Here is a 13,746-nt window from a genome sequence, read left to right on the forward strand (position 1 = left end):
TTAAGGCCAGGTCTGGCCACCACGCTCTGCACAAGGCTCCCTTCCATGACCGAAAACCTGATAACACCGCGCTACGCAAGGCTGTCGATGACCTTGCACTGGCTGATGCTGGGGCTGTTTGTCGGCGTGTATGGCTGTATCGAGATCAAAGGCCTGTTGCCTCGCGGTCATGCGCTCAAGGGTGTATTCCTCGGCGCCCACGCGCTGTTTGGTATCACGATTTTCGTGCTGGTCTGGCTGCGCCTGTTGGGCCGCCTGGCACCGCGACCGGCGATCCTGCCGCATCCGCCCACCTGGCAGACGGCCGTCGCGCACCTGATGCACCTGGCGCTCTATGCGTTGATGATCGTGACCCCGCTGCTGGCCTGGCTGATGCTCAATGCCGCCGGCAAACCGATTCCGTACTTCGAGTTTGCGTTGCCATCGTTGGTGGCGGTAGATCCGGATCTTGCCAAGCAATTCAAGCATTGGCATGAATGGCTGGGCAGCGCCGGTTATTGGTTGATCGGCCTGCACGCCGCCGCAGGTTTGTTTCACCACTACTGGGTGCGGGACAACACGCTGCTGCGGATGTTGCCAAAACGCTATGAGCGCCGAAACGACAGCTAGATCGCGGATGAAACGTTTCACCCAGCAATAAAATGCCTGCGCAAGCGCTTGCGTAAGCAAATGTATCTGATTAGAGTCGGTGGCAATCGGCTCTGATTCAAGGAGCTCGAATACAAAAATAATAATTCCAGGAGCTCAGTCATGAGCCTTGAACCCTTGCTCGAGATGCAGGGCATCAGCAAAACCTTCAACGGTTTGCGCGTGCTCAAGAATGTCGGCCTGAAGGTCTACCCCGGCGAAATCCACGCCTTGATGGGGGAGAACGGCGCCGGCAAATCGACCTTGATGAAAATCCTCTCCGGCGCCTACCAGGCCGATCCCGGCGGCGAAATCCGCATCAGCGGCGAACCCGTCGCCACCTTCAATCCCGCCACCGCCAAAGCCCTCGGCATCGCCGTGATCTACCAGGAACTGAGCCTGTGCCCGAACCTGAGCGTGGCCGAGAACATCTACCTGGGCCGTGAACTGCGGCGTGGCTGGACCATCGATCGCAAGGGCATGCAAGCCGGTTGCGTGGAGGTGCTGAAACGCCTGGGCGCCGAGTTCACCCCCGCAACGCGGGTCAGCAGCCTGTCGATTGCCGAGCGCCAGCTGGTGGAAATCGCCCGTGCCCTGCATGCCCACGCCAGGATCCTGGTGATGGACGAGCCGACTACGCCACTCTCGTCGCGCGAGACCGACCGCCTGTTTGCCTTGATCAAACAGCTGCGCAGCCAGGGCCTGGCGATCATCTATATCAGCCATCGCATGGCCGAAATCTACGAACTGTCGGACCGCGTCTCAGTGCTGCGCGACGGCCAGTACATCGGCGAGCTGACCCGCGATGCGTTGTCGGCCGAAGTACTGGTGAAAATGATGGTGGGCCGCGATCTGTCCGGCTTCTACAAGAAGGAACACGCCGCGTACAACCCCGGCAACGTAGTGATGCGTGTGCGCGACATGGCCGACGGCAAACGCGTTCGCAATTGCAGCTTTGACCTGCACGCCGGCGAAGTGCTGGGCATTGCCGGGTTGGTCGGGGCAGGGCGCACCGAGCTGGCACGGCTGATCTTCGCCGCCGACCCGCGCACCTCCGGCACGCTGGAGGTGGTAGGCAAGACGGTCACCCAACTGCGCAACCCGGCGGACGCGATTCGCGCCGGCGTGGTGTACCTCACCGAAGACCGCAAGGCCCAGGGACTGTTCCTGGACATGAGCGTGGCCGACAACATTAATGTCTGCGCGTGTGTGCCGGATGCGCATGCCGGCGGCGTGCTTGATCGAAGTCACGCAGCGCAGCGTTCGAATGACGCGATCAAGTCGCTGTCGATTCGCGTGGCGTCGGGCAAGGTCAACGTGGGTGCGTTGTCCGGCGGCAACCAGCAGAAGGTGCTGTTGGCGCGGCTGCTGGAGGTCAAGCCGCATGTGCTGATTCTCGATGAACCTACGCGGGGCGTGGACATCGGTTCCAAGTCCGAGATCTACCGCATCATCAATCAATTGGCCCAGGCGGGCGTGGGTATCGTGGTGATTTCCAGCGAGTTGCCGGAAATCATCGGCACCTGCGACCGCGTGCTGATCATGCGCGAAGGCCAGTTGGTCGCTGAAGTCGGCGGGGCTTCGGGCCACGTCATTTCCCAGGAACGTATTATTGACCTCGCCACCGGTGGCGATCAGGTGGTTGCCCATGGCTGATTCGATTGTTGCAACAACAGGCAAGGCAGAACGCGTGCGGGAACTGATGCGCACGGTCGGCATGTTGCCGGTGCTGATTCTTTTACTGGTTGGCTTTGCGCTGGCCAGTGAAAACTTCCTGACCCTGCAGAACCTGTCGATCATCACCCAACAGGCTTCAGTCAACGTGGTGCTGGCGGCGGGCATGACCTTTGTGATCCTCACGGCAGGCATTGACCTGTCGGTGGGGGCGATCCTCGCGGCGTCGGCCGTGGTGGCGTTGCAGGCGTCGATGTCGCCGCAGTTCGGCATGTTCGGAATTGCCGCCGGGATAGGCTTCGGTCTGTTGCTGGGGCTGGTCAACGGCGGGTTGATCGCGTTCATGCGCTTGCCGCCGTTTATCGTCACCCTCGGCGCGCTGACCGCCATGCGAGGCCTGGCGCGGTTGCTGGCCGACGACAAAACCGTGTTCAACCCGGACCTGCCGTTTGCCTTTATCGGTAATGACTCGGTGCTCGGCGTGCCGTGGCTGGCGATCATCGCCGTAGCGGTGGTGGCGCTGTCGTGGTTCATCCTGCGCCGCACGGTGATGGGGGTGCAGATTTATTCGGTAGGCGGCAACCCGGAAGCGGCGCGGCTCTCGGGGATCAAGGTGTGGAAGGTGCTGCTGTTTGTCTACGCGATGTCCGGTGCGTTGGCCGGGCTGGGCGCGGTGATGAGCGCCTCGCGCCTGTTTGCCGCCAACGGCCTGCAGCTGGGGCAATCCTATGAGCTGGATGCGATTGCGGCGGTGATCCTCGGTGGCACCAGTTTTACCGGCGGCGTCGGCACCATTGGCGGCACGCTGATCGGCGCGCTGATCATCGCGGTACTGACCAATGGCCTGGTGCTGCTGGGCGTCTCGGATATCTGGCAATACATCATCAAGGGCATCGTGATCATTGGCGCGGTGGCGCTGGATCGCTATCGCCAGTCCGGTGCGCGAACCTGATTTGACTCAAACAACAATCACAAGAGAGACCCGCATGAACCTTAAACGCATCTTTCCCGTAATTGCCTTGGCTGCGCTGATGTCCCAAGTCGTCGAAGCGCGTGAATTGAAAGCCCTTGGCATCAGCATGGGCTCGCTCGGCAACCCGTATTTCGTGACCTTGGCCGACGGTGCCACGGCCCGGGCCAAAGAGCTGAACCCCAACGTCAAGGTCACCTCGGTGTCCGCCGACTATGACTTGAGCAAGCAGTTTTCCCAGATCGATAACTTCATCTCGTCCAAGGTCGACCTGATCCTGATCAATGCCGTCGACCCTTCGGCCATGGCCTCGGCGATCAAGAAAGCGCGCGACGCCGGCATCGTTGTGGTGGCGGTGGATGTGGACGCCAAGGGCGTGAACGCCACGGTGCAAACCGACAACGTCGAAGCCGGCAAGCTGGCGTGCCAATTCCTGGTGGACAAACTGTCGGGCAAGGGCAATGTGATTATCCAGAACGGCCCGCAGGTGACCGCCGTGACCGACCGTGTCAAAGGCTGTAAAGCCGCGCTGGCCGGCGCACCGGACATCAAGGTGCTGTCTGACGACCAGGACGGCAAAGGCTCGCGCGAAGGCGGCCTGAACGTGATGCAGGGTTACCTCACGCGCTTTGCGAAAATCGACGGCCTGTTCGCGATCAACGACCCGCAAGCCATCGGCAGCGACCTGGCGGCCAAGCAACTGAAGCGCAGCGGTATCGTGATTACCTCGGTGGACGGCGCCCCGGACATCGAGAACGCGCTGAAGACCGATACCCAGATCCAGGCGTCGTCCAGCCAGGACCCTTGGGCCATGGCGCAGACTGCCGTGAACGTAGGCAATGACATTCTCAATGACAAGGCCCCGGCCGAAGCGGTTACCCTGCTCACGCCAAAGCTGATCACCCGTGACAACGTCGGTACGTACAGCGGCTGGTCGAGTAAACATTGATTTATTGAGGGGGCGGCGCCGTGGTCACCATGGATGACGTGGCAAGCCGGGCGGGGGTGTCGACGTCGACGGTGTCTCATGTGTTGAACGGCACTCGCAAGGTCAGCTTGACCACCGTGCAGGCCGTACAGCGCGCGATCCAGGACCTGGGTTACATCCCCAACACCCTGGCGCGTTCGCTGGCGCGCTCGAGCACCAGCACGATTGGCGTGGCGATTTCGGCGCTGTCCAACCACTACTTCAGCGAGACGGTGCACGCGATTGAAACCGAGTGCGCCAAACACGGCTACATGATGCTGTTTGTCGACACCCATGACGACCCGGAGCAGGAGCTGCGGGTGGTCACCGCGCTGCATCACCGGCGCGTCGACGGAATTTTGCTGGCGCCGTCCACCGGTTCGCGAGCCCTGGAATATTTGCGCGCCTTTGAGATGCCGGCGGTGCTGGTGGACCGCATGATGAGCGTGCAATTCGATCAGGTCGGGGTGGAGAACACCCAGTCGACCCAGGCGCTGATCACGCACCTGATTGAACACGGGCACCGGCGCATCGGCTTTATCGCCGGGCGGGCGGGGTTCGGGACTACCGATGAGCGCGTCGCGGGTTATCGCGCTGCGTTGCAGGCGGCGGGTCTGGATTTTGATCCGCAGTTGCTGGTTAACGGCGGTTCCAGCAGCGAACCGGCGCGGGTGGCCACTGCGCAATTGTTGGCGCTGGCATCGCCACCAACGGCGATCATGGCGGGCAATAACCTGATGACCCTCGGTGCCATGCACGCCTTGCGTGACGCGCACATCGAGGTGCCGGGGCAGATGGCCCTGGTGGGGTTCGATGATTTTGACTGGGCGGACTTCTTCGTGCCGCGCCTGACGTTGATCGCCCAGCCGGTCAAGGAACTGGGCGCCCAAGCCGTCAACTTGTTGCTGCAACGCATGGCCACGCCCACCGCGCCCACCCAGAGTGTGCGCCTGGCGCCGAGCCTGCAATTACGTAATTCATGTGGCTGTCATTGATTGGAATAACCCGCGTATGAACCGTCCTGTTTCCCTCGGCATCGACCTTGGCACGTCCGAACTCAAAGCCATCCTGATGGACGCCGACGGCGCCGTGCTGGCCCATGCCGGCGTGCGCTTGGGTGTATCGCGGCGCCACAGCGGCTGGTCCGAACAGGCCCCGGAAGATTGGTGGCACGCCTGTTTACAGGCGCTGGACCAACTGCGTAGCCACGAGGCATATGCCCGCGTCGCGTGTATCGGCCTGTCGGGGCAGATGCACGGCGCGGTATTGCTGGGCGATGATGACCGCGTGTTGTACCCGGCGATCCTGTGGGATGACTCGCGCGCCATCGTTGAGGCCGAACAACTGGGCGCAGGATTCGCCGAGGTCACCGGCAGCTTGCCGATGGCCGGGCTGACTGCGCCAAAGCTGCTCTGGCTGCAACGGCATGAGCCCGAGGTGTTCCAGGCGATTGACTGTGTGCTGTCGCCCAAGGATTACCTGCGTTTGCGTTTAAGTGGCGAGCGCATCAGCGAGATGTCCGATGCCGCCGGTACGCTGTGGCTGGATGTGGCGCAGCGTGAATGGTTTAGGCCGATGGTGCGTGCCACCGGCCTTTCGCCTGCGCAGATGCCTCGGCTGGTGGAGGGCGGTGCAGCGAGTGCGACGTTGAATGCAAGTGCTGCGGCGCGGCTGGGGTTGCCCGCTGAGGTGGTGATTGCTGGCGGTGGCGGCGACAATCCGGTTGCGGCGGTCGGGATTGGTGCGATCAACGCCGGTGACGGTTTCATCACCCTGGGCACCAGCGCGGCGATTGTCGCGATCACCGATCACGCCGCCGGCAACCCGTCCAGCGCAGTGCACAGCTTCTGCCATGCGCTGCCCGACCGTTGGTACACCATGGGCGCCATGCTGGCGGGCGCCAGTTGCCTGCGCTGGGTCACGCGACTGACGGGCATGCCCGATGAGCAGACGCTGCTGGATCAGGTCCAGGCGCAACTCCCGATCGAGCGCCCCGTGCCCCTGTCGACCCCACTGTTTCTGCCGTACCTCGCAGGTGAACGCACGCCGCATAACGATCCCCTGCTGCGCGGCGGCTTTATGAACCTGGGCCACGACTGCACACCGGCGATGCTCGGTTATGCGGTGATGGAAGGGGTGGGCTTCGGTTTGCTGGATGCGCTGCGCGCGGTGCAATCGGCCGGTGCCAACGTAGGGGCCTGCGCGTTGGTGGGCGGCGGGGCGCGCAGTGAGTACTGGGCGCAGTTGCTGGCGAATATCCTGCAGCGGGAAATCTTTACACTGCATGGCAGTGAGTTGAGCGCGTGTATTGGGGCGGCAAAGTTGGGGTTTTTGGCGGTGGGGCAGGGTGAGGATTTGTTGCGGGCAGGTATGCCGGTGAAGGCTCGGTATGAACCGGATTTGGCGCAAAGGGCGGTGCTGGAAGCGCGTTATCGAAAGTTTCAGAGCTTGTTGGCGCCCGCGAAAGCGCTGCATGACTGAATGTGGCCGAGCTGTCGTGGCGAGCGGGCTTGCCCCGCGTTGGGGCGCGAAGCGGCCCCAAAACCAGACGCCACGGTTCTATCTGAAAGAATGCGGTGGTTTTATTGGGGCTGCTTCGCAGCCCAACGCGGGGCAAGCCCGCTCGCCACAGGAAGCCCGCTTGCCATAGAAAACCGGTCTGCCACAGAATTCAAAATGGCAGAAAAATGTGGGTCACAACCAGGCTGCATCCCACAGTGGATAATCGCCAATGTGCTCCACCAATCCCGCTCGAAGCGGGTTGGCGACAATGTAACGCGCCATTTTTCGAATATCTTCATCGGTCCTTACTGCTCGGTCGTGGTAGCCACGCTGCCAAAATCTCTCCCTGCTGCAACGCGCTCGGTTAATGCTCAATGTACTGCGTGACTTGGTCTGTCTCATTACGTCGGGCAACGTCGTGTCATTGAGGTCGAACAACCAATGAAAATGATCCGGCATGATCACCCATGCCAGCGAATTCACTTGGCCCGCATCGTGGACTTTCCTGAATTCAGCGACCAGTAAACGGCCCAAGCGAAAGTCACGGAATAATGGATGGCGCTGATGCACCACGGCGGTGACTAAATAAGCTCGGCCAGATTCTGAATAGCGGCCACGACGTAACAGGTGGGAGTTTGGCTGAAGAGGCAATCCGTTGCTCCTTACATGAGAGATAAGCTTTCACGCTAGCAGTGGAGGCGGATGACCTATGTTGATTTGCGTGTCCCTGTGTTTCAGCCAGCGAGCAAATTGTTGTGGCAAAAGGGCGTGTTGGCGAGCGGGGCTATCGTGGCGAGCGGGCTTCCTGTGGCGAGCGGGCTTGCCCCGCGTTGGGCTGCGAAGCGGCCCCGAAACCAGACGCCACGGTTCTATCTTGAAGAATGCGGTGGTTTTATTGGGGCTGCTTCGCAGCCCAACGCGGGGCAAGCCCGCTCGCCACAACAAGCCCGCTCGCCACAACAGTCCCTTTTGCCACGACTTGCCCGCTGGCCACAGGATGGCAGGTTAGTCAGACAGGGGCGGCAGGCGGCGTTTTACCGGGGTTTTCTTGACGATGGCGGTGTTGGTTTCCGCGTATGCGTTGATCCGGTCAAGCAGGCTGTCCAGGTGATCCATGGTGCGCACATGCAGCCGGGCGATAAAACAATCCTCGCCCGTCACCTTGTCGCACTCGGTAAATTCGGGAATCGCCTGGATCTGCCGCTCCACCTCCTGCAACTTGCCCGGCAGGGGTCGGATGCGCACGATGGCTTGCAGCAGGTAGCCGAAGTGTTTGGGGTCGATGTCGACGGTGTAGTGGGTGAGCACGCCGCGCTCTTCCAGGCGGCGCAGGCGTTCGCCGACGCTGGGCGATGACAGGCCGGTGACGCCCGCCAAAGCTTTTAGGGACAGCCGCGAGTCGTCCATCAAGGCGGCGATGAGTTGCTGGTCGATGGTGTCAATCATGGTGTCCGCCTAATTAATAAAGGTGATCCAGCCTTTTGGCCTTTTTTAGGCGCTGGAGCCGGTGCGGATCAGATTGCCATAATTAAGCCTCACTTGAGGAGCTTCAATCATGGATATATCCATTCGTCGCGGGTCGTGGGAAATGGTCGCCGCCATGCTGATCTCGGGCACCATTGGCTGGTTTGTGCTGGTGTCTGGCGTGTCGGTGATCGAAGTGGTGTTCTGGCGCTGCGTGATCGGTGCGTTGACCCTGTTGCTGGTGTGCGCTCTGCTCGGTTACCTGCGGCTGGACCTGCTCAGTTGGACCAAGCTCGGGCTGGCGATGCTCAGTGGCGTGGCCATCGTCGGCAACTGGTTGCTGTTGTTCGAGTCCTATTCCCGCGCGTCGATTGCGATCAGTACGGCGGTGTACAACGTGCAGCCGTTCATGTTGGTGATGCTGGCAGCTCTGTTTCTGGGCGAAAAAATCACCGTGCAGAAAGTCGCCTGGCTGAGTGTGGCGTTCCTTGGGATGTTGGCGATTGTCACGGCGCATGGCGAGCAGCAAACCGGTGGCGGGGACTATCTGGCAGGTATCGCACTCGCGCTGGGCGCCGCGTTTTTGTATGCGATTGCCGCGCTGATCATCAAGCGCTTGAAGGAAATACCGCCACATTTGATGGCGTTGATTCAAGTGACGACCGGCGCGCTGCTGCTCGCGCCTTTAGTGCCCTGGGACAGCCTGCCAGTGTCGACGAATGCCTGGGCCGCGTTGGTGACACTTGGGGTGGTGCACACGGGTTTGATGTATGTGTTGCTGTATGGGGCGATCCAGAAACTGCCCACGGCAATCACCGGCGCGCTGTCGTTCATCTACCCGATTGCGGCCATTTTCGTCGACTGGATCGCCTTTGGTCATCGCCTGGGTTGGCTGCAATGGCTGGGTGTGGCGGCGATTTTGTTGGCGGCTGCCGGCTTGCAAAGAGGCTGGGGATGGAACTCTGTGGCGAGCGGGCTTCCAGTGGCGAGCGGGCTTGCCCCGCGTTGGGGTGCGCAGCAGCCCCAAAAACAGTCAGCGCATTTTTCCAGGCAAATTTCAGCGTCTGGTATCAGGGCTGCTTCGCAGCCCAACGCGGGGCAAGCCCGCTCGCCACAGGAAGCCCGTTTGCCACAGGAAGCCCACTTGCCACAGGAAGCTCGCTTGCCATAACGAGCCCGCTCCAGGGTTAGTGCGTGCCTCGAGGGATGGTCTTGAGCAGATCATCCGGGCTGATATAACCCACCACGCTGCCTGGCAGCGGCAACCCAAGAATGTGCCCCTTGATCTTGCCCACCACGTGCATCTCGCACGGTTTGCAATCGAACTTCAAGGTCAGCACTTCGTCGCCGTGGATCAACTGCATCGGCGCTACCTTGGTTTTCACGCCCGTCACACCCTTGGCCTGTTTAGGGCACAGGTTGAACGAGAACCGCAGGCAGTGCTTGGTGATCATCACCGGCACTTCACCGGTTTCTTCATGGGCTTCGAACGCCGCGTCGATCAGCTTCACGCCGTGACGGTGGTAGAAGTCGCGCGCTTTCTGGTTGTAGACGTTGGCCAGGAACGACAGGTGCGCTTCCGGGTACACCGGCGGCGGCGTGGTCTCGGCCTTGCGTCCACCACGCGGGTGGGCCGCAACACGGGCGGCGGTCAGCGCTTCGATCACTTCGCGGCGCAATGCCTTGAGCTGCGAGTTGGGGATGAAGAACGCCTGCGGCGCATCCAGCTCGATGGCGGTGGCATGGTACTCGGTAGTGCCGAGTTGGCCGAGCAGGTCGCGCAGGGTGTCCAGGGCCTGTTCAGGCTTGTTGGCGACGCCAAACGGGCCGGGCAGGGTGACGCTGGCGTTGATGCCTTCTTCGCTGGTGGCGGTCACGACCAATTGATCTTCGCGCAGGCGGGCGGCCCACGACAGGCCGATACGGCGCTCGGCGGAGGTCTTCTGCAGGGCTTGCTGCCAGTTATGATCCAGGTTGCGGTTCAGCGGATGGTTCGGGCGCAACTGATGCAGGCCGGCCGGCATTTCATTCGGCTCGACGCGGTAGCGGTAGCGCTTCTCGCCGTCTTCCTCAAACTCGCCTTTGGGCTCGGCGATGTTGGCGCGGAACCCCACCACTTCACGCTTGACCAGTACATTGAGGCCGTCACCGTTGGACAGCGGTTCATGGGTGATCACCTGCAAGTCGCGCTTGCCGGCTTTTTCCACCACACCTACCGGCAGGCCGGTGAAGGTTGGGGTGTCGAAGGCGCCGATGTCGATCTTGCGGTCACTGACGAAGTAGTCGGTGCTGCCACGGTGGAAGGTTTTTTCCGGGTCGGGCAGGAAGAAGTGCGCGGTGCGGCCGCTGGAAGCGCGAGCCAGGTCTGGGCGGTCTTCGAGGATTTCATCAAGGCGCTGGCGGTAATAGGCCGTGATGTTCTTCACATAACCCATGTCCTTGTAGCGGCCTTCGATCTTGAACGAGCGCACGCCGGCATCGACCAGGGCGCGCAGGTTGGCGCTCTGGTTGTTGTCTTTCATCGACAGCAGGTGCTTTTCAAAGGCCACAACGCGGCCCTGGTCGTCTTTCAAGGTGTACGGCAGGCGGCAGGCCTGGGAGCAGTCGCCCCGGTTGGCGCTGCGGCCGTTCTGCGCGTGGGAGATATTGCACTGCCCGGAGAACGCCACGCACAGGGCACCGTGGATGAAGAACTCGATGGCGGCATCGGTCTCGTCGGCAATCGCGCGGATTTCCTGCAGGTTCAGCTCACGGGCCAATACCAACTGCGAGAAACCGGCCTGGTCGAGGAACTTGGCGCGGCCTAGGGTGCGGATGTCGGTCTGGGTGCTGGCGTGCAGCTCGATGGGCGGAATATCCAGCTCCATCACCCCCAGGTCTTGCACGATCAGCGCGTCGACACCGGCGTCGTAGAGCTGATGGATCAGCTTGCGCGCCGGTTCCAGCTCGTTGTCATGCAGGATGGTGTTGATGGTGGTGAAGACGCGCGCGTGGTAACGACGGGCGAATTCGACCAATTGGGCGATATCGCTCACCTCGTTACAGGCGTTGTGACGAGCGCCGAAGCTCGGGCCGCCAATGTAGATGGCGTCGGCGCCATGCAGGATGGCCTCGCGTGCGATGGACACATCGCGGGCAGGGCTGAGCAATTCCAGGTGATGCTTGGGCAAGGACATAGTTTTTTTAGTCAGGCTTGTCACGGTTGAGGCGCGCATTGTAGCTGTGAAATGCCTGACCGGCATCTACCACAGGGCTGTCAGGCCTTGGCGGCCATCGCGGTGACTTCCACGCGCATGCCTTCTACCGCCAGGGCGGCAACGCCAACGGCAGCGCGAACTGGCCAGGGTTTGGCGAAAAAGCGCTTGTAGACCTCGTTGAACGCGGCGCGGTCGGCCATGTCGGTGAGGTAGATGGTCAGGTGCATCACTCGGTCCATGGAACTGCCAGCCTTCTCCAGCGCCACTTTCAGGGCTTGCAGGGTACATTCGCTTTGCAGGGTGATATCGCCCAGCTCCAGGCTGCCGTCCGCGTGGGTCGGGATCTGGGTGGAGACCAGGATGCCGTTGAAGCCGATCACGTCGGAGGAGATGGAGTCTGGATCGGGATCCGGAGTGTAGGACAGGTCGTGGTTGGCCATGGGCGCCTCTCGTTGGCAGGAACAGAAAGGCGCCATGGTCCCCGAAAAAATCGGTCGGGGCAAACCATGGGTTCACCTCGCTGCGCAATAGCCCACTGGCATTCGCGCCACGCGCTTTGCAAGCCGGCCCGGCAGCCAGCACAGGCATGCGTGACCGATTGGCGTTGCTCGGCGCAAAGCCTTGAGGGCTGGGGCTCCAGCAGCAATTTGACGTCAGAAAATAATCATTTTTGCCGGGTAAAGTCGCGTAATTGCCAGCCGATAGTTAATGAAGATGCAAGGTTCCCGTTCGGTTGAGGATACGTCATGTTCAATAACTCACTTAAAACAGAACTGGCGGCCAGGACGGCCGAAGTCACCGAGTACAAAGGACTGATTGCCGCACTCGAGCGCTCGATGGCCGTGGTCGAGTTCGACCTCAACGGCAAGGTGTTGCGCGCCAACGACAACTTTATGAAAACCCTGGGCTACAGCGCCGCGCAATTGGCCGGCAAGACCCACCGTGATTTTTGTTTACCGGCGCTCACCAGCAGCCCGGCCTATGCCACGTTCTGGCAGGACCTCAAGGCCGGCAAGTTCGTGTCGGGCACCTTCAAACGGGTGGACGGCCAAGGCAAGGTGATCTGGCTGGAGGCCAGTTACAACCCGATACTGGATGACCGTGGCCAGGTGTTGAAGGTGGTCAAGTACGCCTTGGATGTCACCGCAAAAGTTGAGCAGGAGGCGGCCACCCGCAGCAAACTGGCCGCGCTGGACCGGGCAATGGCTGTCATTGAGTTCGATTTGGGCGGGCAAGTGCTCGACGCCAACGAAAACTTTCTCAACGTCATTGGCTATTCGTTGGCGGAACTCAAAGGCAAGCATCACCGACTGTTCTGCGAGCCGGCACTGATCAACAGCAACGAGTACACCGACTTCTGGCGCCGCCTGAACAACGGCGAATTTTTCACCGGGCAATTCAAACGTATCGGCAAGCATGGCCGTGTCGTGTGGCTGGAGGCCAGTTACAACCCGGTGTACGACGGCGACGGAAAATTGATCAAAGTCGTCAAGTTCGCCAGCGACATCACCGAGCGCGTCGAGAAGTTCGAGGAAGATTCACGCGGCGCTTCCCGGGCCTACCATATCTCGTCCGAAACAGAGCGTTTTGCTGAGCACGGCACACAGGTGATTCACGACACGGCCACTGAAATGCGCCGGATTGCCGAGAACATCGGCGCCTCTGCGCGACTGGTAGGGCAACTGGGCGATCGTTCCGAGCAGATCACCGCCATCGTCAACACCATTCGCGGCATCGCCGACCAGACCAACCTGCTTGCGCTCAACGCGGCCATCGAGGCTGCGCGCGCGGGCGATCAGGGCCGTGGTTTTGCCGTGGTGGCCGATGAGGTCAGGCAATTGGCGGGACGGACCAGCCGTTCCACCGCAGAAATCGCCGAAATGATCGGGCTGATCCTGTCGGAAACACGTGACGCGGTGAGCAGCATGAATGCCACCCAGGAAGGCGCGCAACGTGGCGTCAACCTGGCCGATCAGGCAGGTTCGGTGATTCTGCAAATACGCACCAGCACCAGCGATGCGGTGCAAGCGGTGAGCATGTTTGCCTCGAAACTGGATGAGTCGGAGGTGATTCCGAAAACCGCCGTCGGTTGGGTCGGATAATGCCCATGCGCCGGCCAGGCTGAACGCCGGCCGGCGCCTTCCCAATTTGCCGGTGCCGTCCTCGTTTGAGACGTTTCGGTCAGGCCATGGCTCGATGTGGGCACACGCTACAGCCCCCGGCTTGCCAGCCGCCCGGTGATATTGCGCGGCACCGTTAACAACGTGACCAACAAAGCCTATTGGGGAACGCCGCTGTTATCGAGCCTGGGGCTTGGAGCGCCACGGACTGTGGAGCTTTCGTCG

Annotated in this window: 11 protein-coding genes and 1 pseudogene; 8 read left to right on the plus strand and 4 right to left on the minus strand. The window is 61.3% G+C overall.

Going from position 1 to position 13,746, the window contains the following annotated elements; translation table 11 throughout:
* Positions 1-45: 45 nt before the first annotated feature.
* The 6 genes from ACR52_RS20720 to xylB all read left to right on the plus strand — a co-directional run bounded on the left by ACR52_RS20720 (position 46) and on the right by xylB (position 6,719).
* Complete coding sequence (locus ACR52_RS20720) at positions 46-609, plus strand: cytochrome b (RefSeq protein WP_048728829.1); 564 nt, start codon at positions 46-48, stop codon at positions 607-609.
* 141 nt (positions 610-750) lie between these two features.
* Positions 751-2,283, plus strand: a complete 1,533-nt coding sequence (locus ACR52_RS20725; RefSeq protein WP_048728833.1) for a sugar ABC transporter ATP-binding protein — start codon at positions 751-753, stop codon at positions 2,281-2,283.
* Positions 2,276-3,253 (plus strand): ABC transporter permease subunit, encoded by a 978-nt coding sequence (locus ACR52_RS20730; protein ID WP_048728846.1) that lies wholly within the window; start codon positions 2,276-2,278, stop codon positions 3,251-3,253. The genes ACR52_RS20725 and ACR52_RS20730 overlap by 8 nt, the downstream gene beginning before the upstream one ends.
* Before the next feature lie 34 nt (positions 3,254-3,287).
* Positions 3,288-4,220 carry an ABC transporter substrate-binding protein gene (locus ACR52_RS20735; protein ID WP_048728852.1) on the plus strand — a complete coding sequence of 311 codons (933 nt, stop codon included), beginning with the start codon at positions 3,288-3,290 and terminating at the stop codon, positions 4,218-4,220.
* Positions 4,221-4,240: 20 nt separating this feature from the next.
* Positions 4,241-5,233, plus strand: a complete 993-nt coding sequence (locus tag ACR52_RS20740) for a LacI family DNA-binding transcriptional regulator (protein WP_048728854.1) — start codon at positions 4,241-4,243, stop codon at positions 5,231-5,233.
* A gap of 16 nt (positions 5,234-5,249) precedes the next feature.
* Entirely contained in the window at positions 5,250-6,719 is a 1,470-nt protein-coding gene (gene xylB / locus ACR52_RS20745) for a xylulokinase (RefSeq protein WP_048728857.1), read from the plus strand.
* Positions 6,720-6,932: 213 nt separating this feature from the next.
* Here xylB and ACR52_RS29600 read toward each other — a convergent pair whose 3' ends face one another.
* Positions 6,933-7,391: an REP-associated tyrosine transposase gene (locus ACR52_RS29600; protein WP_082143190.1), complete on the minus strand. Its 459-nt coding sequence runs from the start codon at positions 7,389-7,391 to the stop codon at positions 6,933-6,935.
* 354 nt (positions 7,392-7,745) lie between these two features.
* Complete coding sequence (locus ACR52_RS20750; RefSeq protein ID WP_048728861.1) at positions 7,746-8,186, minus strand: Lrp/AsnC family transcriptional regulator; 441 nt, start codon at positions 8,184-8,186, stop codon at positions 7,746-7,748.
* Positions 8,187-8,295: 109 nt separating this feature from the next.
* On the opposite strand from ACR52_RS20750, the pseudogene ACR52_RS20755 reads away from it, so the two are divergent.
* Positions 8,296-9,162: pseudogene (locus ACR52_RS20755) on the plus strand (DMT family transporter); the annotation flags it as partial.
* A gap of 229 nt (positions 9,163-9,391) precedes the next feature.
* On the opposite strand, the gene ACR52_RS20760 reads toward ACR52_RS20755, so the two are convergent.
* A complete protein-coding gene (locus tag ACR52_RS20760; protein ID WP_048728866.1) occupies positions 9,392-11,380 on the minus strand; it encodes a peptidase U32 family protein in 1,989 nt (662 codons plus the stop codon).
* Positions 11,381-11,460: 80 nt separating this feature from the next.
* On the minus strand, positions 11,461-11,841 hold the full coding sequence (locus ACR52_RS20765; protein WP_048728869.1) for a RidA family protein: 381 nt from the start codon (positions 11,839-11,841) through the stop codon (positions 11,461-11,463).
* A gap of 306 nt (positions 11,842-12,147) precedes the next feature.
* Here ACR52_RS20765 and ACR52_RS20770 point away from each other — a divergent pair, with 306 nt between their 5' ends.
* Positions 12,148-13,503: a methyl-accepting chemotaxis protein gene (locus ACR52_RS20770; RefSeq protein WP_048728871.1), complete on the plus strand. Its 1,356-nt coding sequence runs from the start codon at positions 12,148-12,150 to the stop codon at positions 13,501-13,503.
* The last annotated feature ends 243 nt before the right edge of the window (positions 13,504-13,746 follow it).

It is taken from the genome of Pseudomonas fildesensis (genome assembly GCF_001050345.1).
Taxonomy (GTDB): domain Bacteria; phylum Pseudomonadota; class Gammaproteobacteria; order Pseudomonadales; family Pseudomonadaceae; genus Aquipseudomonas; species Aquipseudomonas fildesensis.

What these genes read in the sequence shown, in the direction of transcription:
- ACR52_RS20750 (WP_048728861.1), bottom strand. Translation starts at nt 8,186, where the DNA reads ATGATTGACACCATCGACCAGCAACTCATCGCCGCCTTGATGGACGAC.
- ACR52_RS20735 (WP_048728852.1), top strand. Translation starts at nt 3,288, where the DNA reads ATGAACCTTAAACGCATCTTTCCCGTAATTGCCTTGGCTGCGCTGATG.
- xylB (WP_048728857.1), top strand. Translation starts at nt 5,250, where the DNA reads ATGAACCGTCCTGTTTCCCTCGGCATCGACCTTGGCACGTCCGAACTC.
- ACR52_RS20765 (WP_048728869.1), bottom strand. Translation starts at nt 11,841, where the DNA reads ATGGCCAACCACGACCTGTCCTACACTCCGGATCCCGATCCAGACTCC.
- ACR52_RS20720 (WP_048728829.1), top strand. Translation starts at nt 46, where the DNA reads ATGACCGAAAACCTGATAACACCGCGCTACGCAAGGCTGTCGATGACC.
- ACR52_RS20730 (WP_048728846.1), top strand. Translation starts at nt 2,276, where the DNA reads ATGGCTGATTCGATTGTTGCAACAACAGGCAAGGCAGAACGCGTGCGG.
- ACR52_RS20760 (WP_048728866.1), bottom strand. Translation starts at nt 11,380, where the DNA reads ATGTCCTTGCCCAAGCATCACCTGGAATTGCTCAGCCCTGCCCGCGAT.
- ACR52_RS20770 (WP_048728871.1), top strand. Translation starts at nt 12,148, where the DNA reads ATGTTCAATAACTCACTTAAAACAGAACTGGCGGCCAGGACGGCCGAA.
- ACR52_RS20725 (WP_048728833.1), top strand. Translation starts at nt 751, where the DNA reads ATGAGCCTTGAACCCTTGCTCGAGATGCAGGGCATCAGCAAAACCTTC.